This window comes from Priestia sp. P1_B12_1 (genome assembly GCF_056406695.1).
In genome coordinates this window covers 70,010-92,819 of record NZ_JBFTZR010000002.1, presented here as the reverse complement: position 1 = coordinate 92,819, position 22,810 = coordinate 70,010, and the positions used below count along the sequence as shown (strand labels likewise).

Below are 22,810 nucleotides of genomic sequence, written 5' to 3'. Positions count from 1 at the left end.
AACTTACGATATAAATATAATAAAAACCATTTTTTCCATTATATGTTCTTATTCTACTATAATTATCTAATTATTAAGAATAATCAATCGATTATTCTTCTATATTTTCAATTATAGATGCTTACTTTTCCCTAAAAAGGGTAAAGATAAGATAACTGTTTAAACACTATTATGAACATCATCGTGAAAAGATCAGTAGGAGGGTGCTATGAATTGGTATGAAAAATTAAGTCAATATTTTCCCATTGAAGAAATGAAATCAAAGAAGCATATCGAAACGCTTTTACAAGAACGCAGCGATATTTATCATAAAAATGAAGGACCTCATCACGTATTAATGTACGTGGAAACAAACCAATTTATCTTTATCGATTACCTCTTTGTTTCAAAAGACGCTCGAGGTCAAGGGCTTGGCGGTAAATTAATTGATGAGTTAAAACAGCACAACAAACCAATTATCTTAGAAGTAGAGCCTGTAGACTATAAAGATTCAGACTCAGCAAAACGACTGCACTTTTATAAACGTGCAGACTTTAAGCATGCTCAAACAATTGGCTATAACCGTCGGTCATTAGCTACAAATGAAATTAACCAAATGGAAATTCTATATTGGTCTCCTACCTCTGAAACAGAGGAAAGCATTTTAAATAAAATGAAAAAAACGTACGAGTTAATTCATACGTACAAAGACAAAGAAATATACGGTGCGTCCTATCAGCCAGCAGATCAAGTGCTAAAAATTGATAAGAATCGTAAAGACGGCGATATCTTAGCAGATTTATAAAAAGAAGGTAGACATGCGTCTACCTTCTTTTTGTACTTTTTGAATTATTATTCAACAAAGAACATTATTAACCACTTATATTCCTTTAGTTATAAGGTTTATACGTAGATATTTTGTCTTAAATATAAAATTCTGAAAATTTTTAATAGTATTTCTCAATCCTTTACTGTATAATACCTGTAAAGCGCTAATGTTACTTGTTCTTACATGTTTTTTGCAACTTGAAGCTTAGTGTTCTTTGATAACTAAATAAAAAACGACCTCGTTGTGAGATCGTTTTTGTTATGTTGTATATGTGGCAAACTCTGCTTGAGAACAAGACACATAGTGACCTGGAGATACTTCTCTAAGCTCCGGTTCTTCACCGTTATAGTCATGGATACTTGGATCATAAATTTTGCGCTGACGTGTTTTTTCACTGTCAGGATCGGGAAGCGGAATAGCTGAAAGCAACGCTTTTGTATATGGATGAACAGGGTTTCGATAAAGTTCATCACTTGGTGCAAGCTCTACAATCTTACCTCTGTACATAACGCCGATGCGGTCACTGATGTATTTTACCATTGACAAATCATGGGCGATAAATAAATATGTTAGTCCACGTTCACGCTGTAACTTTTTCATTAAGTTAACAACTTGAGCTTGTATAGATACGTCCAAAGCTGAGATTGGTTCATCTGCGATGATAAAATCTGGTTCTACTGCCAGTGCTCTTGCGATACCGATACGCTGACGCTGACCGCCACTAAACTCATGTGGATAGCGATTGGCATGTTCTTTGTTAAGCCCGACTGTTTCAAGAAGCTCGTGAACCTTTGCCATACGCTCTTTTTTAGTCTTAGCTAAACCGTGAATGTCAATGCCTTCTGCTATGATATCTGCTACGGTCATACGAGGGTTAAGCGACGCATATGGATCTTGGAAAATCATTTGCATTTTACGATTGAATTTTTTAAGCTCTGAGCGGGATTTGCGACCATGTACATTTTCGCCATTAAATAGCACCTCACCGCTAGTAGCGTCGTATAAACGAATAATCGTTCTGCCTGTCGTTGACTTTCCGCAACCGGATTCACCTACAAGTCCTAATGTTTCTCCGCGGAAGATGTCAAACGTCAGACCATCAACTGCTTTAATTGTTCCTTTACTTGTGAAAAAATGTTGCTTTAAGCCTTTAATCTCTAATAATTTATCTGTCATATTATTCACCATCCTTCGCTACGAGTACAGGGGTGCTGTATACATTATCAACTTTACGCATGCGGCGCTGAACTGAAGCAGGCGGCTCTACTTTTGGTGCATCGGGATGCAACAGCCATGTTTTCGCATAGTGCGTATCAGATATTTTGAACATTGGAGGTTCTTGCTCAAAGTCAATTTTCATTGCGTATGGATTTCGCGCTGCAAATGCATCTCCCTTTGGAGGATTCGTTAAATCTGGCGGCGTTCCAGGAATAGCAGCAAGCTCTTCTTCTGCCTCGTTATCTAAGCTTGGCATAGAAGCTAGCAGTCCCCACGTATACGGATGTTTTGGATCGTAAAACACTTCATCCACTGTGCCGGTTTCAACAATTTGACCAGCGTACATAACGGCTACTCGATCTGCTACATTTGCTACTACACCAAGATCATGGGTAATAAAGATAATAGATGTATCCGTTTTTTTCTGAATGTCTTTCATCAACTCTAAAATTTGAGCTTGAATTGTTACATCAAGCGCTGTTGTTGGTTCATCAGCGATCAAGAGTTTCGGATTAGAAGCAAGAGCCATTGCAATAACAACACGCTGTCTCATCCCGCCGCTGAATTCATGCGGATATTGATTCACACGCTGTTCTGGAAAAGGAATTCCTACAAGCATTAATAACTCGACTGCCCGTTTTTTTGCTTCTGCTTTAGATACTTTGGAATGCTTGATTACGACTTCACCAATTTGAGCCCCAACTTTCATCGTTGGATTCAAGGAAGTCATCGGATCTTGGAAGATCATACCGATATCTTTACCGCGAATAGCTTCCATTTCTTTATCCGTTTTCTTAGCTAAATCAATACCGTCAAACAGCATTTCACCGCTTTTGATTCGGCCAGGAGGCATCGGAATAAGGCGCATGATCGTTTGTGAAGTTACACTTTTACCAGATCCTGACTCACCAACAATTGCTAAAGTTTCACCTTTATTTAAGTGGAAGTTAACGCCGCGAACAGCTTGAACTTCTCCGCCATATGTTTTAAATGATACAGCTAAATTTTTTACTTCTAATAAACGTGACATATGAGTCCACTTCCTTACTTACGTAGTTTTGGATCTAACGCATCTCGTAATCCATCACCAATTACGTTGAACGCTAAGATTGTTAAACAGATAAACAAACCTGGGAAAAATAAGCGCCAAGGATAGTATTCCAAAGCAGGTAAGCCTTCTGAAGCCATTGTTCCCCAGCTTGCAAGCGGTGCCGGAACGCCTAGTCCCAAGTAGCTTAAAAATGCTTCTGTAAAGATTGCTGAAGGAATCGTTAGTGTCATTGTTACTAAAATTGGACCTGTTGCGTTAGGAATAAGATGTTTAAATAAAATACGTTTTGTTGTTGCTCCTAATGTTTGTGAAGCCATTACGTACTCTTGATTTTTCAACTGCAATACTTGTCCACGTACAATACGGGCCATGTTAATCCAGCCGGTAATAGTCATCGCCAAAATCATCGTGCCTAACCCTTGGCCAAGCATAACCATTAAAATAATAACCAGTAAAAGGTAAGGAACACCATATAAGATATCCGCAACACGCATCATTGTTTCATCCGTACGGCCGCCGCGGTATCCAGAGATGCTCCCCCAAACTACGCCGATGAATAAATCAATTAAAGCTGCTGCTAATCCGATAAATAATGAAATACGAGCGCCTTCCCACGTACGAGCAAAAACATCACGCCCTAATTCATCTGTACCGAACCAGTGCTCAGAAGATGGAGCCTGATTAGCATTCAGTAAATCATTGGTTGCATAATCATATTTCACCATCAATGGACCAAATATAGCCATAAAAACAAGGAGAACCATTAGTACTACACCAAACATAGCAAGCTTATTTTTGCGAAAACGAATAAAAACATCTTGCCAGAATGAAAGACTCGGTTTTTCAATCTTTTCTGCCTGAGCGCGGTCAATCCCTGCTGTTTCAAACATTTCTTTAGGAATTTTCGGAAGTTGCTGCATAGTTACTCTCCTTTCTTAGCACCTGTAAGTTTAATTCGAGGGTCAATGAAGCCGTATGCAATATCTACAAGCAAGATACAAAAAAGTAGTAAAATACTGTAGAATACCGTTACGCCCATAATCGTTGTATAATCTCGGTTTGAGATACTGAGTACAAAGTGTGAACCTAATCCCGGGATACCAAATATCTTTTCAATAACAAAGCTACCCGTTAAAATCCCTGCTACTAAAGGTCCCATATAGGATACAACTGGAAGCATCGCATTTCTCATGGCGTGTTTAACTGTAATAACGCCTCTGCTTAAACCTTTTGCTTTCGCTGTACGAATATAATCATTGCTTAATACTTCAAGCATACTCGAACGAGTTAATCGTGCGATAAACGCCATAGGGGTTGAAGCAAGTGCAAGAGCTGGTAACACCGTGTGTGCCCAAGATTCCCAGCGTGCAACCGGAAAAATTTGTAGTTTCATAGCCAAAACGTATTGTAATACCGCTGCCATGATAAAACTCGGAACTGAGATTCCTAGAACTGCAATAACCATCGCCGTGTAATCTTGCCACTTATTATGTTTTAAAGCAGCAATAACACCAAGTACTACACCAATAGCAATCGCTATTAAAATAGCTTCCATCCCTAGCATGAATGAAACAGGGAATCCGCCGTTAATCAAATCATTTACCGTTTGGCCTTTATATTTGAAAGATGGACCAAAATCCCACTTTAAAATTGATGTTAAATAATCAAAGTACTGATGGTACCAAGGCTGGTCTAGACCGTAATACTGATTTAGATTTTTTTGAATTTCAGGGGGAAGCTGCTTTTCTGATGTGAATGGACCTCCTGGAACAGCACGCATTAAGAAAAAGGTCGCTGTTACGATCAGCCATAATGATAGAAACATATAAATAAGTCGTTTTCCTATATATTTGAACACCCTGACACACCTCCATATTTTTACAAAATTCGCGCACAAGAAAGAAAAGTATATGGAGCACCAGGCCCCATATACCCTTTGTCATAATTGATGTTACTTACTCAAAATGAGCCCATTTAATCTGAATGTCTCCAAGTCCAGACATCACAACATCTTTCAGCTGCTTATCTTGTACCCAAGCGTTTGTATAGAAGTAGATTGGTGCCACTGGCATTTCATCCATGAAGATACCTTCTGCTTTTTTCAACATTTCCAGACGTTTTTTAGGATCTGTTTCTTTTTGAGAGTCAATTAATAACTTTTTATATTCTGGGTTTTCCCAGTTTGTATCATTGTTTCCGCCTTTTTTATCACGGAACAATTCTAAGAAGTTGATTGGATCGTTAAAATCTCCTAACCAGCCCATACGTCCAACTTGATAATCTCCTTGGTGTAATTTTTCAATGTAAACAGCCCACTCAGAGTTGTCTAACTGTACTTTAATACCAAGGTTTTTCTTCCACATATCTTGAACAGCTTGTGCAATTTTTGCATGTTTTTCATCCGTGTTGTATGAAACCTTAATTGCTGGTAGTTCTGAAGCGTCTTTAAGGCCCATTTCTTTCAAGCCTTTTTCTAAATATTCTTTTGCTTTTTTCACATCATTGTCTTTGAAGTAACCTTTTTTGTTGTCTTCAAACATTGTTGGTGGTACAGCCGCCATCGCTGGAACTGAACCGTCTTTTGTAATTTGTTCTGTAATACCTTTACGATCAATTGCATAAGCTAATGCTTTACGAATGTTCACGTTATCTAAAGGTTTTTGTTCTGTATTAAACTTGTACCAGTAAGTACCTGCAATCTCTTGAATGTTTAATGAACCGTCTTTCTTTAATTCAGGAAGTGCATCAGCTGGTAATTGACCAGTAGGCATACCCGCCCAGTCTAATTCACCGTTTTTGAACATTGAAAGTTCAGTGTTGTTATCATTGATCATGTACATTTCAACTTTTTTAAGTTTTACAGCATCTTTATCCCAATAGTTTTCATTAGGAACTAACTCGATTTTGTCATTATGTTTCCAAGTTTTAAGCTTGAAAGGACCGTTTGACGTATAGTTTTCGCCTGCATTTGTGTACCATTTTTCATTTGATTCAGCAATTTTCGTATTCACTGGGAAGTACGTATAGAAAGCTGTTAATTCCAAGAAATATGGCGTTGGATTTTCTAATGTTACTTCAAGCGTTTTATCATCTGTTGCTTTAACCGCAACATCATCTAATGAACCTTTTCCTTCATTAGCAGCTTGTGCATTTTTAACATAGTATAATTGATATGCATATTGAGATTCGTTTTTAGGATCTAACGCCCATTTCCATGCATATTCGAAATCTTTTGCTGTGACAGGGTCACCATTTGACCATTTTGCATCGTCGCGAATCGTAAACGTATATTTAGTTTGATCATCGCTGACCTTCACATCTTTCGCCATTGCATTTTCAGGTTTTCCATCTTTACCGATACGAGTTAAACCTTCAAATGTTTGTAATAATACGTTTGATGACGTTGAATCATTAGCTAAGCCTGGGTTTAGTGAAAAAGGCTCAGTTTTAATGTTTACGCGAAGCTCTTGCTCTTTTTTCTTGTCGCCGCCATCACTGCTAGCATTTTCACTGCCACCAGATTCTTTGTTAAATCCACATGCAGCTAAAAACAAGCTCATTACAAGCAGCAAACTGAAAAGAATCGACAACCTTTTCTTCATTGCGTGTTACCCCCTATTAAATTTTGTTTGTGTGGCAACCATATTTTTTTGATATGCACTAATTTCTTAATCCTCTTTCAATACAAAATAATCAGTTATTTTTTCACGTAGTAGAGCATTAAAGACCTCACTGCAAAATTATTCTTCTACTCTATGAAACTGTCATCAATTGTTTACATGCTGTAAATCCAATGTATGCGCTTAATATGTAGAAGACTCATTCATTACAAAATTCGCTAATTGAAACAAAACATTGTCTATTTTGTGTTTTCTGAAAAATTAAGAAATTGTAATACCTTTGTAAAAAATATGTTTGTTACGCCTATTATAAATATTTTAAAAATTTATTGCAATACTATTATTTAATGGTATTTTTTTGTCATGAGGGAAAAAACCTTATCTTATAAGGATTGTGCCTACTTGTCAGACTTCTAAAATCTTTTTTGTAGTATAGGTATTACGATAGTATTACAAAGCTATTAGAAATACTAAATAAAAGATTTTTACCAAATCCTCCACCAAATTTTCATCAAGAAATGCTTTAATTAAAAGGTTCTTGTCTTTTTTTGCCGCTGAAAAATTCCAGTAAATTGTCTTATAAAACTTTTTAGCGATAAGATGTTTAAATTCCTGCTTTTTCGCGTTATAATAACGAATAACTATATAATTAAAGCTGTGAAAAAGAGTAGTATGCAGAATTTTCATTTTTAGAGAGTTTGTGGCTGGTGAGAACAAACATTGAAACCTGCAGAATGGACTTTGGAGCTTTCAAGTGCAAAGCTTGAACGTTGACCTCAACGTTACATGAATAAAGATAGTTCACAATTATGTGTGCTAATTAGGGTGGCAACGCGGTCCATTCGCCCCTAGCTTATGCTAGGAGCGGATGGGCCTTTTTATGTTGTATCCGTAAATTAGCATCATATATGTGCAGATGAAAGGAAGATTTGATGAAAACAATTTTTTCAGGTATTCAACCAAGCGGTACAATCACTTTAGGTAACTACATTGGAGCGATGAAGCAATTTGTTGAACTTCAACATGACTATAACTGTCATTTTTGTATTGTAGATCAGCATGCAATTACAACGCCTCAAGATCGTTTAGCACTTCGTAAAAACATTCGCAGCCTTGCTGCTCTGTATGTAGCGGTAGGAATTGATCCAGCAAAATCGACTTTATTTATTCAATCCGAAGTGCCTGCCCACACAGAAGCGGGATGGATGTTACAGTGCGTAGCGTATATCGGTGAACTTGAACGCATGACTCAGTTTAAAGATAAATCTGCTGGAAAAGAAGCAGTATCAGCAGGATTACTAACTTATCCTCCATTAATGGCAGCTGATATTCTTTTATACAACACCGATTTGGTTCCAGTTGGTGAAGATCAAAAACAGCATTTAGAATTAACGCGTGACCTAGCTGAGCGCTTTAACAAAAAATACAATGATATCTTCACTATTCCTGAAGTACGTATTCCAAAAGTGGGCGCACGCGTCATGTCTCTTCAAGATCCTACGAAAAAAATGAGCAAGTCCGATCCAAACCAAAAAGCTTTCATTACGCTTTTGGATGACGCTAAAACAATTGAAAAGAAAATCAAAAGTGCCGTAACGGATTCAGAAGGTATTGTTCGCTACGATAAAGAAAATAAGCCAGGTATTTCAAACTTATTAAGTATTTATTCAATCCTAGCCAATAAATCGATCGAAGACATTGAAGCGATGTACGAAGGCAAAGGTTATGGTGACTTTAAAGCTGACACAGCCAAAGTGGTAGCTGAAGCACTTGCTCCAATTCAAAAAAGATATTATGAATTAGTTGATTCTAGCGAGCTAGATGATATTTTAGATCAAGGTGCCGATAAAGCAAATGCAACGGCTAATAAAATGCTTCGCAAAATGCGAAACGCAATGGGAATTGGCCGTAAACGTTAAAAAAACGACTGCTATGCAGTCGTTTTTTTTAATTAACTTTTGGCTCTTGTTCAATTTCCCAAAGTTTTTCAAAGAAAGGTTGTCCTTTTACTAAGCGCTCGCATAATAATTTATGCTTCGGTGACCACCCTGACTTCGTTTCATCGTATAGCTGATTCCACACGTCTTGAAACGGCATCTCTTGAATGTCTTCGTACTTCGTTGGATTCCACTCCGTGTACCAGTAGCGGATTTGAGCTGTATTTTTTGTTGTATGTAGCTGATCAAGTGCCATAAATAACAGCTGTTTTAGCTGACGTTCTTTACGTGTTAGTCCTCTCATCGTTTCAGGAGACGGTGAAAGAATATGATGCTCTTTTTTATTCAGCTCGTCTTCACTGAACTTATATTCTAGCTCTTCTTGATCCGCAATCATCTCATAGACTAACTGTTCCTGTCTTGGAATTAAGCGGCTTTTTCGAATTGGAATATGATATCCCATCGTATCAATTGCTAAAATATTCGTTCCATCTGTAACGATAAAACAATATTCAACCTGCGTGCGTTCATGATTTTTCCGAATGTATGCTTTCTGATAGACATCTTGTAGTAGTTGTTGAGGTAGCTCGGAAAGATCATTTTCAATGTAATGAAATAAAAGCGGATTTACTTTTAATAACGGTGCTTGATCGAGCAGTTCTACACAATCGTCTTTTCTCCACTCATGGAAATGACACACATTATAACCGTTTTCTTCGCCTTCAAACCAATTAACCCATACATCATGAAGATATAGCATAATTTACCCCTCACTTACTATCTGTTTGTTATCCATCAGTATAGGCAGAGAAAGGAATTTTTATTCCAAATGATGTTATTTTTCTAAAAATTAATTGTAAAATACCTTCGTTGTTGGCTATTGTTCAAATGCACTTATTTCGAAGCACAGATATAACGCCAGTGCTAATGATTGCTAAAGGCTTCATGAGCTATATCGACCCCTATAAGCAGAAAAAAATCCGAGTTTCTTCTATAATAATAGGTTTGTCAGGAGGTCTGACAAACCTAAAAAAATCTATCACACTTTTGTGATAGATTTTTAACGAAGAGATTTGGGATTCAAAGCATCTTTTAATCCTTCACCAATGAAGTTGATAGCTAGGATTGTAAATGTAATAGCTAAACCTGGCGGAACCCACATCCAAGGCTTATTCTGCAGCACATCTGATTCCCTTGCTTCTGTCAGCATATTCCCCCAGCTTGGCGTATCAGCCGGCACGCCAAAACCGATAAAGCTAATCGCTGACTCAAACACAATAAGGATCGCCATCTGCAAACTGGCTTGAACCACAATCGTTGAAAACACATTTGGCAGCAAATGTTTAAAGATGATTTTAAACGGGCTGCACCCAATGGAAACAGCTGAAAGCACATATTCATTTTCTTTTTCAGCCAAGACTTTGCTTCGAACCAGCCGGGCCGTACTTCCCCAGCTTAGGAAACTAACAACTAGGATGAGCGTCCAAACGCCTGAGATCTTTCCAATTAGGATTGTATTTAACACTACAACGAAAACAATTAGCGGAAAGTTTAATACAAAGTCTGTAAAACGCATTAAGAATTGATCCACCTTGCCCCCGTAATAACCCGCAATCGAACCAATAAAAGTTCCGATTAAAATAACGAGCGTTGTACAAGCAACTCCAATCAGTAACGAAGTTCTTCCTCCATACAATGTACGTGCAAATACGTCTCGCCCATTTGTATCCGTTCCAAACCAATGCTCACTAGAAGGCGCTGCATTCATCGCCATATAGTCGATACGTGTAATATCTGCTTTTGTAAGCAGCGGTGCAAAAATGGCAAGAAGCGTAATCACAATCATAAAAGCTAAACTTATCATGGCCAGTTTATTTTTAACAAACTTCTTTCGCGCAATCGCCCATGGAGAAAGGTTTTTAGGAGCTTTCATATTCACTTCTGGCTGTACATCTTTTTTCGTTACAATTTCCATACTTTCTCCTCCTAATCCAAACGAATACGCGGATCTGCTACGCCGTATAACAAATCAGCAACCAGATTCCCAACCAGTGTTAAAATTGAAAACAACATTGTAAGCGACATCATAACTGAGTAGTCACGAGTTGCTACAGAGTCAACGAACAATTTTCCGATTCCTGGATACGTAAAGATCGTCTCTGTAATGATAGAACCGCTAATGATTGTTACAAGATCAAACCCTAAAAACGTAATAAGCGGAATCATTGAGTTGCGTAAGATATGAACATTATAAATTTTAGATTCTTTTGTCCCTTTTGCTCTAGCAGTGCGCACAAAATCTTTGCGACTGTTTTCAATAATATCATTGCGCAAAAACTGGGTATACTGAGCGGTCGACATCAAGCCAAGAATCAGCGCGGGTAATATAACGTGATGAATTCTACTTTGAATAAATTCCCATGATCCCTCTTTCAATCCTACTTCAACAGAACCGCTAAATGGAAACCAACCTAACTGAAAGGAAAATAAATAAATGCCTACGATCCCTGCGATAAACGATGGAACCGCTAATGCAAAGTAATTATATCCTGCAATAAAGTTATCTGCTAAGGTATACGGTTTTCTTCCTGCATACATACCTAAAATAAATGCAAACACATACGTAATCAAAAGCGAAGTCAAAGCTAAAAAGATAGTATTAGGCATACGCTCTAAAATAATATCTAATGTCGGTAACTTATGAGTTGTTGACTTTCCTAAATCTCCTTGTGCCACTCCTTTTACCCAGTTCCAATATTGAACGTAGATAGGATCGTTATATCCTAGCTTATCACGCATTTCCTCAATGTATTTTGGATCTGTATTACTAGGGTTGATTTCTCCCCCAAAAGGGTCCCCTGGCATCATTTTTGCCAGGGAAAACACAACAAAGGAGATCAGAATCAACATTGGAATCATCCCTAAAATACGTCTTAGTGAGTATTGCAGCATCGTTGACTCTCCTTTACATGTAAAATACTTATTCCGTTACAGACCATTTCTCCGGATCTACAACTACCGTTGATGGATCTGGAGTTACGTTTTTCACACGCTTATTCACAGCATAAATATTGATATTTTCCCATAAAGGAAGTGCTGGCAACTGCTCATTAAAGAATTTTTGCCATTTTACATATACATCTTTACGGTATTTATCATCAAATGATTTTTCGCTCAAACCGTCTTTAAGCATTTCATCAGATTCCTTATTTACCCAACGCCCATAGTTCCATTCAGCATCAGAGCTCCATAATCCTGTAGGATCTGGATCTGAACCAGTGTCCCAAGAACCAAAGAACGCTTCTAACGCCTTATCATCGTTATCTTTCATTTCATTGTACAAGTTAAATTCAACAAGTGAACCCGTTGCTAATTTTGTTTTAATACCAATATCATTCCATGCTTGCATAATAGCCTTCGCACGACCCTCGAAGTTGGCTGGACCAGCATAGTGACCGAATGAGATCGTAAATGGTTTTCCGTTTGGATCTTCTACAAAACCGTCATTATTCTTATCTTTATAACCAGCTTCAGCTAATAATTTTTTAGCTTTTTCTGGACTATACTTGTACTTTGTTAAATCTTTTTGGTCAGCAGCAATCCAGAATACAGACGGAATAACTGTGTTAGAAACAACCGCTTTGTCGTTCATAAATGCTTTTACCATTGCTTTTCTATCTATTGCATAAAGCAATGCTTGACGAAGTTTTAGATCTTTGAACTTTTCGTAATCATCTACGTTTTTACCAGCATTTTGATCACGATGTCCAAATCGTAGACCAATATACGAATAACTAGTTGATTTCCCTTCCAAAAAGTCTAAGTTTTCCGCTTTTTCAACTTGCCCTAAATCAGCTGGACGAACATCCATAATGTCGACATCGCCTTTTTTCAATGCTCCGGCGGAAACAGATGGATCCAGTACTTTTACAACAACACCATCAAGATGGGGTTTACCTTTCCAATAATCATCATTGCGCTCCATTTGGACATATTCACTTGCTACTACTTTTTTCACTTTAAACGGTCCAACACCAATAGGCTCTTTACGAACTTGTTTGGACTCTGCAAGATCTTTTACAGCAATTCCTTCATAGTACTTTTTCGGCATTGGATATGGCCACAGATTGTCTAAGTTATTTACACGAACTTCTTTAAACGTTACTTTAAATGTTTGTGGATCTACTACTTCAACTCCGGAAATAGAATCCGCTTTGCCGTCGTGATATTCTTGAGCGCCTTTAATGTGCTCAACGTTTACATAGCGTGGACCTGTATAGTCTTTATCGGCAATCGTTTCATACGTATATTTAAAATCATCTGCAGTTAATGGATCTCCATTATGCCACTTAATCCCCTTTTTTAATTTAAACGTGTAAGTTAGTTTATCACCACTCACATCCCAAGTAGCTAAGTCAGATTTAATCTTTAATTTCTTATCATAAGTAAAGAGACCTTCATTGATAAATTCTAAGATTTGGCTATCATATGCACTACCATACAATGCGTACTCAAAAAGCCCTTCCGGCGCTCCGTCAATCCCATACGTAATCGTCCCGCCATCTTTTGGCTTGTCTGTTTTTGCACCTTCAGTTTTTGTTTCTCCGCCTTCTTTATTACTAGAAGATGAAGAACTGCTTCCACCGCTGCATGCCGCTAGAAAAAGCGATAGCACAAGCAAAATGGAAACAAGTGATAAAAACGATTTCTTTTTCATCATGACGTTCCCCCTATTTAACTAATAATCTGTTCGTATGTAGCTTTTACGAGTTATATAAATGGCAAGCTACTTGATGGCCAGGTCTCACCTCCTTTAAGGCAGGTTTCGTTTGGCTGCACTCCGCCATTGCATGTATACAGCGAGGATGAAACGCACAGCCTTTTGGCGGATCAATTGGACTTGGCACATCTCCCTGTAAAATAATACGCTGTTTTTTCTTTCGCGGATCTGGTTCAGGTATAGCCGATACAAGCGCTTGCGTATAAGGGTGCAATGGCTCTGCGTACAGACTTTTCTTATCAGCAATTTCCACTAAACCGCCTAGGTACATAACACCGATACGGTCACTCATATGTTTAACAACACTCAAATCATGGGCAATAAATAAAAAGGTTAGGTCGAATTCTTGTTGAAGTTCTTTTAGAAGGTTTAAAACTTGTGATTGGACAGAAACGTCGAGTGCCGATACCGGTTCATCAGCAATAATAAGTTTTGGACGAAGTGCAAGTGCACGTGCAATTCCAATCCGCTGACGCTGTCCACCGGAAAATTCGTGAGGATATTTATAGTATGCATCTTCCGGTAACCCTACTTTTGTAAGTAGATTCATAACTTCTGATTTTAATTGATTGGTTGATTTTCCTGTAAAATTCCGAATTGGTTCAGAAATAACATCTCCAACCATTTGCATTGGATTGAGGGAAGCATAGGGATCTTGAAAAACCATTTGAAAATCTTGTCTAATTTTACGGAGAGAAGTTCCTTTTGCTTCTGTGATATCTTTACCATCGAAAATAATTTTTCCGCTAGTTGGTTCCAACAGTCTTAGAATTGTTCTTCCTGCCGTGGATTTTCCACAGCCAGATTCTCCTACTAGACCGAGCGTTTCTCCTTTTCGAATAGCAAAAGAAATACCGTCAACTGCTTTTACATCACCAATTTTCTTTCGGAAAAATCCGCCGTGAATAGGATAGTAGGTTTTTAAATGCTGAACTTCTAGCAATACATCTTTCACTGCTTTAGTCATTAGCTTGTCTTCACTCCTTTTGACGGATAGCTATTTTTATACAGCAGACATGCGACATCATGCCCCTGTGAATCCTGGCGAAGAACAGGCGTAACGGAACTGCAGTCTTCCATTGCATGAGGACATCGGTTAACGAAACGACAGCCTGTCCGCGGCATGTTTACAAGAGAAGGCACAATTCCTTTGATCGTATTTAATACTTCTACATCATCTTCCATGCGTGGAATTGAGTGAAGAAGCGCTTTCGTGTACGGATGTTTTGGCGCATAAAATAACGTATCAACATCTGTATGCTCCACAATTTTCCCGCCATACATGACAATCACTTCATCACACATCTCAGCAACTACTCCTAAATCATGTGTAATCATAATAATAGACATATCATTGCTTTCTTGAATTTCTTTTAGCAATTCTAAAATTTGAGCTTGAACCGTAACATCTAGTGCCGTTGTCGGCTCATCAGCAATTAAAAGTTTAGGCTGACAAGCTACCGCCATGGCAATCATGACACGCTGCCTCATTCCTCCTGACAGCTGATGCGGATATTCATCGATGAGCTTTTCGGATCTCGAAATACCAACGCTTTTTAAAAGCGCAATGCTTTTTTCACGCGCTTCCGCTTTCGATATATTCATATGGTTAAACAATACTTCCTGCAGCTGATACCCAATGGTTAACACAGGATTAAGGGATGTCATCGGTTCTTGGAAAATCATTGAGATGTCTTTCCCCCGAACATCATTCATCTCATCTTCTGATAAGTGCGTAAGATTCTTTCCGTTAAATAAAACGCTTCCGCTTCTAATTTGACTATTTACTTTAGGTAATAGCCCAATAACGGATAAAGACAATACGCTTTTTCCACAGCCAGATTCTCCTACAACCCCTATAATTCGCTTTCGTCCGACTTGAAACGACACGTCGTCCACAGCATTATGCCAGGAATCATTAATAGAAAAAGCAGTTTGTAAATTTTTCACTTCTAGTAAAGGTGTTGATTCGACGGGCTTTTTATCCATTTATAATGCACACCTCATTTTTCTAAAAATTGTTATATTTGAATAAGATATTATTACAATTTCATTACAAAATCAATATATTTTGAAAATTAATTATATTTTTTATTTTTAAAATAATGATTTCTGAATATCTCTTCGGCACTTTAACGCATAAACCTCCTAATTTTTTGTTGAAAATAGGATAAAATTTACTATTTTTAACTTTAGGTATATAGAACTTGTTTTTTTACAGTTGGAACGCAGATTTTTTTAAGATAGTATTGGTGCTAAGAGGAAGCAGCTCGGTAGTAGTTAAAGTGTGAGGCTTCATACATGAAGTAACAAGGTGATAACCAATATTGTAGCCCATCATTTCTGGATACCAATTTTGGCCGAATAACAGTTGATCATATTTCTTTTCGTCGGCGCGGAGATTGTAATAAGGTTTAACATGCTTTTCCCACATTTTTTTAGCTTCTTCAATGGTATAATAATTTGTCCACGGAGCTAAATATTTTTTACCACAATACTCCTCTACAGCTCTTTCAGCTAACCCTTCCATCATCATAGCGTCTAACAAAGTAATCGTTTCATCAGATTTATTAATGGCTTTTAGCCTGCAAACGTGATGGTATTCATGGGTAAGCACCGCTAACATTTCTTCATCGGATGTATGACTTGTCATAAACACAAATAATTTATCGGTAAAAGCGACACCTGCTCTTCCATTAAATTCACGCTGCATTTTTCGATTTCTAGGATTGCTTGGAAGCACTAGCACCGCTACATCGGGCCCATTCCATGCTTTTTTAAGCTTCTCATAATGTGCTTTAACTTTCTTCCAAACCTGTCTTTTCTTCATTTCTTCTAATTCTTTTATAAACATTAAAGAAGGCGGACACATTCCATAGTTAAAAAGTAATTCCATATATTCTTTTTCTTTTAATTTCTTAAAATAGCGCGCAAGATAACGGCTTATTTCTTTCGGCTCCGTCCAAGTAGAAGTTGAAACAATCGGCATGTTTTCCCCTCACTTTCTTCTTCCTTTTGTTTCATGATATGTTCACAGCTACTCTTTTGGTTATTAAAAATAAAAAAACTCTAGGCATCAGCCTAGAATTTTTCATTATGCTTCGTATTTTTTAAAGATGATTGTTGCATTGTGACCGCCAAATCCAAGTGAGTTGCTTAGCACCGCTTTTACTTCTTGCTTACGCGCTTTGTTTGGAATGTAGTCTAAATCACACTCTTCATCAGGTGTTTGATAGTTAATTGTTGGAGGAAGAATACCGTCTTGAATTGCCTTCACACTAAAAATAGCTTCTACTCCGCCAGCAGCTCCTAACAAGTGTCCAGTCATTGACTTTGTTGAACTAATTGCTACTTTTTGAGCGTGGTCGCCAAATACTTCTTTAATGGCCATTGTTTCAAATTTATCATTGTATCCTGTACTTGTACCGTGAGCATTGATGTAATCAATATCACTTGGCTGTAGGCCTGCATCTTCAATGGCATGACGCATTGCACGAACGCCGCCTTCTCCTCCTGGAGCTGGCGCTGTGATATGGTGAGCATCTCCTGTTGAACCATAACCCACAATTTCAGCATAAATACGTGCACCGCGCGCTAGTGCATGTTCAAGCTCTTCAAGCACAATAACACCCGCACCTTCTCCCATAACGAAGCCGTCGCGGTCTTTATCAAACGGACGAGATGCTGTTGCAGGATCTGGATTTGTAGAAAGTGCTTTATTCGCACAGAAACCAGCAATAGATAAACGCGTGATTGGCGCTTCCGTACCGCCCGTCACCATCACGTCTGCATCTCCGCGTTGAATGACTTTAAACGCATCACCAATAGAGTTTGTACCTGTTGCACATGCCGTTACCGTACAAGAGTTCACGCCTTTGGCCCCTAAAGCAATAGAAACTTGTCCTGTTGCCATATCAGGAATCATCATCGGAATGAAGAATGGACTTACGCGGCGGGCACCTTTTTCTAATAACGTTGAATATTGGTTTTCAAACGTTTCCATACCGCCAATTCCAGAACCAATCCAAACGCCGACGTTTGGAGCAATTTCTTCTGTAATAGTCAAATCCGCATCTTTAACAGCCGCCAATGCAGCTACCATTGCATATTGAGTAAAGCGATCCATCTTACGAGCCTCTTTGCGGTCAATAAAATCTTCCACGTTAAAATCTTTTACTTCAGCCGCTACTTTAGCCGGGAACTCATCTGCATCTAGTCTTGTTAAAGGACCAACGCCAGACACGCCTGCTACTGCGTTTTTCCAAGCTGTTTCTACGTCATTTCCAATTGGTGTAAGCCCACCAAGTCCTGTTACAACTACACGTTTTTTATTCATCGTACATTCATCTCCTTCAGTTGCTTTAAAAATGTAGTGTTATTTTCCCCATCTAATAGCAATAGCTCCCCATGTTAAGCCGCCTCCGAAGCCAACCATTACAATTAAATCATCATCTTGAATTTTCCCTGCTTCAAGCTCATGAACAATTGAAATTGGAATCGATGCTGCTGATGTATTGCCGTAGTACTGGATTGTTTTAGACATTTTTTCTTCAGGCAAGTCTAATCGCTGTCTTGCAGCTTCCATAATACGAATATTCGCTTGATGAGGTACGAGAAAATCAACATCCTCTTTTGTTAAACCTGCTTTTTCAATTACATTAACAGCAGATTCCCCCATTTGTCGAACAGCAAACTTAAATACTTCACGTCCGTTCATGACAATATGATCAAGCTCGTTTTGGTACAAGTGCTTGCCTCCCGTACCGTCGGACCCTAGTTCAAAGGATAAAATACCTCGTCCTTCTGATACAGGTCCCATTACAACTGCACCTGCTCCATCTCCGAATAAAACAGCCGTGTTACGGTCGTCCCAATCTGTAATCTTAGAAAGCTTTTCTACACCGACCACTAATATATGCTTGTAAGCATTGGTTTCAATAAATTGCTTAGCTGTAATCATGCCGTACATAAACCCTGCACATGCGGCACTCACATCGTAAGAAGCTGCTTTTTTTGCTCCCAATTTTTCTTGTAGCATACATGATACTGTAGGAAACGGTTGATCTGGCGTTACCGTAGCAACAATGATCATGTCAATATCTTCTGCCTCGACGTTAGCTTTATGTAAAGCTTCAACTGCTGCTTTATAAGCTAAATCAGATGTGTCCTCGTTATCGGCTGCAATTCGGCGCTCTTGAATACCTGTGCGCGTACGAATCCACTCATCTGATGTATCCATTACTTTTTCAAGATCTAAATTTGTTACAACTTTCTCTGGTACATAACGTCCAATTCCTAGAACACCAGCGTTCATATCAACCTCTCCTTTAAATAAAAGGCTTATATTCCTATAAAACCTATATCCGTCATTTCATTTATCGATTATATAATCAATTATTATGAGTTGGTACTAATTTTACTTCATTTTTTATTTTTTGTCTATATAGGTGTTCGTCCTACTCAGGTATCTATCATGCTACATATAGTAATGATACGGGACCCTCTTACTCTAGTATGGGACATTAGGTAAGAACTTACCCACCATTAAAATAGTGAAAGGAATGAGTATCATGGCAAGAAGACAAAGAAATGAAGGTTTTTCTGATTTTATGTTTGGAGCTGGGCGCAGAAAATCAAAAGAAGAAAGAGAGCGAGAGGAGTGGGAACGATTATTTAAACAAATCGATGAAATTGTACTCGCCGTCGAAGAACTAGCTCCTCTTCTTAAACAGTTTGCCCCTTTAGTCGATTTATTTTCCAAACAAAAATAACAGCTCGGATTCTACCGAGCTGTTTTCTTTAGTTGTTTTCATTTTCAGCTAATGCATCTTGCTTGCCAAGCTCATAGGCATCGTTCATTACTTTTGTTAGTAATGTCAATACCGGCTGTACGTGTTCCATTGATAACTCAACGCCTGTTTCATCTAAGATCTGTTTTGCTTCTGGCAAGTACTTCATTGCAATTTGCATGAATTGCATATTTTGCTCTTCCATAGTGAAATCTCCTTTATTAAAAACATTTATTCCTCCTTATATTAGCGAATCTATTCTATAAGTACAACTTTCTCCTTTTAATGAAGAGGTAAAAAGAATGTTCTCATATGTTTTTTTTGCAGATAAATGCCTTCTTTAGCCGTTACTTTTGAAGAAAAATGCAGCAGTTCTTTCGCTTTCCTGCTGATTTCATATTTTTCTTGAGCCGCTTCTTCCTTCACCTCCATATGAGTAATGTTTGCTCCTGCGCTCCAAGGCTGTAACTTTTCTTCAACTAAATGAACGACTTCATATGAATATACAGCAGTTTTACAGCGTCTAAGTGCACTGACGGCATCTTCAATATAAATAATAAAATCCGTGCCTTCCATAATGTCAAAAGCCTCTTCGTACCCGGCAATATTTTTGGAATAGCACATTGACAAAGGCTGCCAAGGTCCGTAAAGAGTCGGCGTTCTGACAATTATAATGGGCCATCCATCATCTTTATATTTCTCTATCATTCGCTCAAAATGAACGTATAGCCTTCCTTCACTACTGTCCGGTTCTGGAATCGTTGTTTCTTCAATTTTTCGCTGCTGGTCTCCAAATACGCGCATGGTAGAAACAAACACAAACCGAATGTTGAATTGACGGCATTTGTTAAGCGCTTGAATGAGCACTTGCTGTGCTTTTTGCATTTCTTGTCTTAAAAAATCAGGATGATAAAAATCTCCTCCATCGAAATACGTAAAGTAGACAACATCCGTTTCTGAGGTAATCATATCTAATGACTCTCCAACTTCAGTCGATGCATAATTAGCGTTTCGCCCTAAGAAAAATTTCATCTCTTCCTGCAAATCATCTTCTTCTTTATGAGCAGAATGCGTATACCCTTTTACTTCTGTACCTTCGTCTAAAAAAGCCATACATAAATGAAAACCAATAAAGCGGTTTGCCCCTATTACTACTACATTTCCCATATCGCTTCCTCCAATTCTTCATTCATCATTTATTCAACAAAAAGCTTAAATCCCTATAGTTATAGAGGGCACTCATTCCTTATTTCAAAGAGGTTCATCTGTAAAAGCATCATGAACTCTTTTTTCATTTTATCTCTTATACAAAAAGCCCCTATGATATGTATAATCATAGAAGCTTTGCTTATAACACTTTTTCATGCTGTTTATAAAATTGGAGAAGGGACCGTTCAAACAAATAGTTTTTTTCTGGTAAATAAAGTGAAAGCATAATCGGAGAGTGAAGTTCTTCACGATGTAGTTCATATTTTTTACTGTGTGCAATTGGATAATGAGTAGAGGCATTAGGCGCCGTCCATATCTTCACGGGCAGCGCTGATTTTAATTCTGTAACAGAAGGGTACTCCTTAATTAACTTTGATACTTGCTTCCGCTCCACTTTATAAGCTTGAGTCAAGTCCTTCGTGAATTGTTTATAAAAGAATTTATTGTTTTTTTCATGTTCTGCATGCGTATGAAGATCAATACATGGATTTAGTAAACCAGCTGATCGAACGAACGTATTCCCGTCATTTTCCATTAGCTGCAGCGCTAACAGAGCCCCCATTCCTTCAGCTAAAATATGAATTCGTTTATTTAAAATTTCTTGTTTCATTACTAAATGATAAAGTTGTTTTGCAAGGTGATATGCTTCAGGAGACCCCCAATGCCGCCCATATAAATTGGAATAAAATACTGTGTATCCTTCATCTTGTAAACATTGCAACAGCTGTGACCTTCCGCCATGCTGAATCCATAAGCTAGTTGAACTTTCAACAAAATGATCTTTATCACCCAATACTAACACACCGAAACCATTCGGTCGTTCAGGGACATGTACGACATTCCATTGCGTATCTAAGCTAAAAAAGCGTCGATGTATCATAGCTCTTCCTCCGTAACTTACTAGTTGTTCCATACAGTGTATGATAGAACCATCAAAAAGCGCACTAGAATAATGCCTATTTCTGACTTATTGCTCTTTTGTTTCTGCATGGGAACACGCCCCTTATTTATTCATAAAAAATTCAATTTCTTATTTGACTGCTATATGCTAAAATGAAATCAAACTGTACTGTAAACGAGGTGAATAGAATGCGTGTCGTAATGGCTTTTGTTTGGGGCTTTTTACTAATGAATATGGCAGTGTACGTAATCTCTGCAATGACGGGCGGTACTTACAGTTTCGCAACCGCTTCCATCCTTGGAGTAGTTTTCACGCTAGTTGTAATTTTGATTGGAGAACTGGGTGTACCGAATAAACCAGCAAATAATCATCACTAAAAAGTGTTGGCTGTAAAGCCAGCGCTTTTTTTATCTTTTGACATAAGCTCTTCTCAGCAATTTCTTTCGTTAACTCGTATTCAAAACAAATGACTGAAGCTGTTTTTTACATTTATATACATTCATAATCATTGATTATCCCATCCTTTAACTATATAATTTTAGAATAATCAAACTATTAATTTTAGGAGTGAATACTGCTGTGACTAAAGAAAAAATTGGTTTTATCGGAACAGGCGTTATGGGTCAAAGCATGGCCGGGCATTTAATTGACGCAGGATATGAAGTCCTTGTTTATACGCGAACAAAAACTCGTGCTCAAGCACTACTTGAAAAAGGGGCCAACTGGAAAGAAACCGTTCAAGAAGTGGCCGAACAATCTGATGTTATTATCACCATGGTAGGCTATCCTCACGATGTAAAAGAGATTTATTTAGGTAAAGAAGGCATTATACATAATGCAAAGAAAGGCTGCTATACAATTGATATGACGACATCAAGCCCTATACTTGCTCGTGAGATTTATCAAGCAGCAAAAGAGAAGCACATTCATGCGCTTGACGCTCCTGTTTCAGGAGGCGATATTGGAGCTCAAAACGCAACATTAGCGATTATGGTAGGAGGCGATGCTGAAGCGTTCTCTGCCGTTACGCCTATTCTTGAAAAAATGGGAACAAATATCGTTCTTCAAGGCAGCGCTGGAGCTGGTCAACACACAAAAATGTGCAATCAAATTGCTATTGCCTCCAATATGATGGGTGTATGCGAAGCGATACTTTATGCTGAAAAAGCAGGATTAGATCCGAACACCGTTTTAAAAAGTATTGAAACAGGTGCAGCGGGAAGCTGGTCGTTAAGCAATTTAGCCCCTCGCATGATTAAAGGAGACTTCGAACCGGGCTTTTATATTAAACACTTTATTAAAGATATGAAGATTGCCATTGAATCAGCCCAAGAAATGGAGCTGTATACACCAGGATTAAAATTAGCAAAATCGCTTTATGAACAGCTTGAAAAACAAGGCGATGACAATAAAGGAACGCAGGCTCTATATACCCTGTTAAAACAGCATGCCCTAACTGTATAAAAACAGGCAGCTCATAATGAGCTGCCTGTTTTT

22 protein-coding genes and 1 other annotated feature are annotated in these 22,810 nt (G+C 38.1%); of the genes, 5 read left to right on the top strand and 17 right to left on the bottom strand.

The features are described 5' to 3' along the window. Window positions 1-208 precede the first annotated feature (208 nt). Window positions 209-784 (top strand): GNAT family N-acetyltransferase, encoded by a 576-nt coding sequence (locus AC1D0Y_RS06075; protein ID WP_028407472.1) that lies wholly within the window; start codon window positions 209-211, stop codon window positions 782-784. A 282-nt stretch (window positions 785-1,066) separates the two neighbouring features. On the opposite strand, the gene AC1D0Y_RS06070 is transcribed toward AC1D0Y_RS06075, so the two are convergent. The 5 genes from AC1D0Y_RS06070 to AC1D0Y_RS06050 all read right to left on the bottom strand — a co-directional run bounded on the left by AC1D0Y_RS06070 (window position 1,067) and on the right by AC1D0Y_RS06050 (window position 6,679). Further along, the gene (locus AC1D0Y_RS06070) at window positions 1,067-1,984 is read right to left on the bottom strand and encodes an ABC transporter ATP-binding protein (protein ID WP_028407471.1); all 918 of its coding nucleotides are present in this window, start codon (window positions 1,982-1,984) and stop codon (window positions 1,067-1,069) included. A 1-nt stretch (window position 1,985) separates the two neighbouring features. After that, window positions 1,986-3,056, bottom strand: a complete 1,071-nt coding sequence (locus tag AC1D0Y_RS06065; RefSeq protein WP_477707379.1) for an ABC transporter ATP-binding protein — start codon at window positions 3,054-3,056, stop codon at window positions 1,986-1,988. A 14-nt stretch (window positions 3,057-3,070) separates the two neighbouring features. Next, window positions 3,071-3,997 (bottom strand): ABC transporter permease, encoded by a 927-nt coding sequence (locus AC1D0Y_RS06060; protein WP_013055416.1) that lies wholly within the window; start codon window positions 3,995-3,997, stop codon window positions 3,071-3,073. A 2-nt stretch (window positions 3,998-3,999) separates the two neighbouring features. Further along, window positions 4,000-4,935: an ABC transporter permease gene (locus AC1D0Y_RS06055; RefSeq protein ID WP_013055415.1), complete on the bottom strand. Its 936-nt coding sequence runs from the start codon at window positions 4,933-4,935 to the stop codon at window positions 4,000-4,002. 97 nt (window positions 4,936-5,032) lie between these two features. Then, entirely contained in the window at window positions 5,033-6,679 is a 1,647-nt protein-coding gene (locus tag AC1D0Y_RS06050) for a peptide ABC transporter substrate-binding protein (RefSeq protein ID WP_013055414.1), read from the bottom strand. Between the two features lie 666 nt (window positions 6,680-7,345). Continuing rightward, window positions 7,346-7,550, top strand: a binding site (T-box leader). A 76-nt stretch (window positions 7,551-7,626) separates the two neighbouring features. Here AC1D0Y_RS06050 and trpS point away from each other — a divergent pair. Then, complete coding sequence (gene trpS / locus AC1D0Y_RS06045; RefSeq protein WP_026106503.1) at window positions 7,627-8,616, top strand: tryptophan--tRNA ligase; 990 nt, start codon at window positions 7,627-7,629, stop codon at window positions 8,614-8,616. 28 nt (window positions 8,617-8,644) lie between these two features. On the opposite strand, the gene AC1D0Y_RS06040 is transcribed toward trpS, so the two are convergent. The 9 genes from AC1D0Y_RS06040 to AC1D0Y_RS06000 all read right to left on the bottom strand — a co-directional run bounded on the left by AC1D0Y_RS06040 (window position 8,645) and on the right by AC1D0Y_RS06000 (window position 18,728). Beyond that, entirely contained in the window at window positions 8,645-9,394 is a 750-nt protein-coding gene (locus AC1D0Y_RS06040) for a YjbA family protein (protein WP_014461589.1), read from the bottom strand. Between the two features lie 300 nt (window positions 9,395-9,694). Then, complete coding sequence (opp4C, locus tag AC1D0Y_RS06035; protein WP_028407468.1) at window positions 9,695-10,609, bottom strand: oligopeptide ABC transporter permease; 915 nt, start codon at window positions 10,607-10,609, stop codon at window positions 9,695-9,697. An 11-nt stretch (window positions 10,610-10,620) separates the two neighbouring features. After that, the gene (gene opp4B / locus AC1D0Y_RS06030) at window positions 10,621-11,586 is read right to left on the bottom strand and encodes an oligopeptide ABC transporter permease (RefSeq protein ID WP_013055410.1); all 966 of its coding nucleotides are present in this window, start codon (window positions 11,584-11,586) and stop codon (window positions 10,621-10,623) included. 28 nt (window positions 11,587-11,614) lie between these two features. Further along, window positions 11,615-13,354 (bottom strand): oligopeptide ABC transporter substrate-binding protein, encoded by a 1,740-nt coding sequence (gene opp4A, locus AC1D0Y_RS06025; RefSeq protein ID WP_477707378.1) that lies wholly within the window; start codon window positions 13,352-13,354, stop codon window positions 11,615-11,617. Window positions 13,355-13,397: 43 nt separating this feature from the next. Then, window positions 13,398-14,381, bottom strand: coding sequence for an ABC transporter ATP-binding protein (locus AC1D0Y_RS06020; RefSeq protein WP_016763042.1), 984 nt, complete (start codon window positions 14,379-14,381; stop codon window positions 13,398-13,400). Further along, entirely contained in the window at window positions 14,381-15,403 is a 1,023-nt protein-coding gene (locus AC1D0Y_RS06015) for an ABC transporter ATP-binding protein (RefSeq protein WP_028407466.1), read from the bottom strand. Before AC1D0Y_RS06015 ends, AC1D0Y_RS06020 begins: the two co-directional genes overlap by 1 nt. Before the next feature lie 226 nt (window positions 15,404-15,629). Beyond that, on the bottom strand, window positions 15,630-16,403 hold the full coding sequence (locus AC1D0Y_RS06010) for a DUF2268 domain-containing putative Zn-dependent protease (protein WP_060746425.1): 774 nt from the start codon (window positions 16,401-16,403) through the stop codon (window positions 15,630-15,632). A gap of 105 nt (window positions 16,404-16,508) precedes the next feature. Further along, the gene (gene fabF / locus AC1D0Y_RS06005) at window positions 16,509-17,750 is read right to left on the bottom strand and encodes a beta-ketoacyl-ACP synthase II (protein ID WP_013055405.1); all 1,242 of its coding nucleotides are present in this window, start codon (window positions 17,748-17,750) and stop codon (window positions 16,509-16,511) included. A gap of 39 nt (window positions 17,751-17,789) precedes the next feature. Further along, window positions 17,790-18,728, bottom strand: coding sequence for a beta-ketoacyl-ACP synthase III (locus tag AC1D0Y_RS06000; protein ID WP_013081747.1), 939 nt, complete (start codon window positions 18,726-18,728; stop codon window positions 17,790-17,792). A 256-nt stretch (window positions 18,729-18,984) separates the two neighbouring features. Here AC1D0Y_RS06000 and AC1D0Y_RS05995 point away from each other — a divergent pair, with 256 nt between their 5' ends. Continuing rightward, the gene (locus AC1D0Y_RS05995) at window positions 18,985-19,185 is read left to right on the top strand and encodes a hypothetical protein (RefSeq protein ID WP_016763038.1); all 201 of its coding nucleotides are present in this window, start codon (window positions 18,985-18,987) and stop codon (window positions 19,183-19,185) included. Window positions 19,186-19,213: 28 nt separating this feature from the next. Here the strand turns inward: AC1D0Y_RS05995 and AC1D0Y_RS05990 are convergent, their stop codons facing one another. The 3 genes from AC1D0Y_RS05990 to AC1D0Y_RS05980 all read right to left on the bottom strand — a co-directional run bounded on the left by AC1D0Y_RS05990 (window position 19,214) and on the right by AC1D0Y_RS05980 (window position 21,292). Then, window positions 19,214-19,408, bottom strand: coding sequence for a ComZ family protein (locus AC1D0Y_RS05990; RefSeq protein ID WP_013081746.1), 195 nt, complete (start codon window positions 19,406-19,408; stop codon window positions 19,214-19,216). Between the two features lie 77 nt (window positions 19,409-19,485). Then, the gene (locus tag AC1D0Y_RS05985) at window positions 19,486-20,370 is read right to left on the bottom strand and encodes an NAD-dependent epimerase/dehydratase family protein (protein WP_060746426.1); all 885 of its coding nucleotides are present in this window, start codon (window positions 20,368-20,370) and stop codon (window positions 19,486-19,488) included. Window positions 20,371-20,551: 181 nt separating this feature from the next. Next, on the bottom strand, window positions 20,552-21,292 hold the full coding sequence (locus AC1D0Y_RS05980; RefSeq protein WP_043980490.1) for a hypothetical protein: 741 nt from the start codon (window positions 21,290-21,292) through the stop codon (window positions 20,552-20,554). Between the two features lie 209 nt (window positions 21,293-21,501). Between AC1D0Y_RS05980 and AC1D0Y_RS05975 the strand changes: the two genes are divergently transcribed. Both AC1D0Y_RS05975 and AC1D0Y_RS05970 read left to right on the top strand, forming a co-directional pair. After that, a complete protein-coding gene (locus tag AC1D0Y_RS05975; protein ID WP_013055400.1) occupies window positions 21,502-21,690 on the top strand; it encodes a YjzD family protein in 189 nt (62 codons plus the stop codon). A gap of 202 nt (window positions 21,691-21,892) precedes the next feature. Continuing rightward, window positions 21,893-22,777, top strand: a complete 885-nt coding sequence (locus tag AC1D0Y_RS05970; protein WP_217598981.1) for an NAD(P)-dependent oxidoreductase — start codon at window positions 21,893-21,895, stop codon at window positions 22,775-22,777. Window positions 22,778-22,810: the final 33 nt, after the last annotated feature.

Excerpts from the sequence above, each read along its gene's own strand:
- AC1D0Y_RS05990 (WP_013081746.1), bottom strand. The coding sequence starts at position 19,408 with ATGGAAGAGCAAAATATGCAATTCATGCAAATTGCAATGAAGTACTTG.
- fabF (WP_013055405.1), bottom strand. The coding sequence starts at position 17,750 with ATGAATAAAAAACGTGTAGTTGTAACAGGACTTGGTGGGCTTACACCA.
- AC1D0Y_RS05985 (WP_060746426.1), bottom strand. The coding sequence starts at position 20,370 with ATGGGAAATGTAGTAGTAATAGGGGCAAACCGCTTTATTGGTTTTCAT.
- AC1D0Y_RS06040 (WP_014461589.1), bottom strand. The coding sequence starts at position 9,394 with ATGCTATATCTTCATGATGTATGGGTTAATTGGTTTGAAGGCGAAGAA.
- AC1D0Y_RS05980 (WP_043980490.1), bottom strand. The coding sequence starts at position 21,292 with ATGATACATCGACGCTTTTTTAGCTTAGATACGCAATGGAATGTCGTA.
- AC1D0Y_RS06065 (WP_477707379.1), bottom strand. The coding sequence starts at position 3,056 with ATGTCACGTTTATTAGAAGTAAAAAATTTAGCTGTATCATTTAAAACA.
- AC1D0Y_RS06050 (WP_013055414.1), bottom strand. The coding sequence starts at position 6,679 with ATGAAGAAAAGGTTGTCGATTCTTTTCAGTTTGCTGCTTGTAATGAGC.
- opp4C (WP_028407468.1), bottom strand. The coding sequence starts at position 10,609 with ATGGAAATTGTAACGAAAAAAGATGTACAGCCAGAAGTGAATATGAAA.
- AC1D0Y_RS06060 (WP_013055416.1), bottom strand. The coding sequence starts at position 3,997 with ATGCAGCAACTTCCGAAAATTCCTAAAGAAATGTTTGAAACAGCAGGG.
- AC1D0Y_RS05995 (WP_016763038.1), top strand. The coding sequence starts at position 18,985 with ATGGCAAGAAGACAAAGAAATGAAGGTTTTTCTGATTTTATGTTTGGA.
- AC1D0Y_RS06070 (WP_028407471.1), bottom strand. The coding sequence starts at position 1,984 with ATGACAGATAAATTATTAGAGATTAAAGGCTTAAAGCAACATTTTTTC.
- AC1D0Y_RS06010 (WP_060746425.1), bottom strand. The coding sequence starts at position 16,403 with ATGCCGATTGTTTCAACTTCTACTTGGACGGAGCCGAAAGAAATAAGC.
- AC1D0Y_RS06000 (WP_013081747.1), bottom strand. The coding sequence starts at position 18,728 with ATGAACGCTGGTGTTCTAGGAATTGGACGTTATGTACCAGAGAAAGTT.
- AC1D0Y_RS06020 (WP_016763042.1), bottom strand. The coding sequence starts at position 14,381 with ATGACTAAAGCAGTGAAAGATGTATTGCTAGAAGTTCAGCATTTAAAA.
- AC1D0Y_RS06075 (WP_028407472.1), top strand. The coding sequence starts at position 209 with ATGAATTGGTATGAAAAATTAAGTCAATATTTTCCCATTGAAGAAATG.
- opp4A (WP_477707378.1), bottom strand. The coding sequence starts at position 13,354 with ATGATGAAAAAGAAATCGTTTTTATCACTTGTTTCCATTTTGCTTGTG.
- AC1D0Y_RS05975 (WP_013055400.1), top strand. The coding sequence starts at position 21,502 with ATGCGTGTCGTAATGGCTTTTGTTTGGGGCTTTTTACTAATGAATATG.
- AC1D0Y_RS06015 (WP_028407466.1), bottom strand. The coding sequence starts at position 15,403 with ATGGATAAAAAGCCCGTCGAATCAACACCTTTACTAGAAGTGAAAAAT.
- opp4B (WP_013055410.1), bottom strand. The coding sequence starts at position 11,586 with ATGCTGCAATACTCACTAAGACGTATTTTAGGGATGATTCCAATGTTG.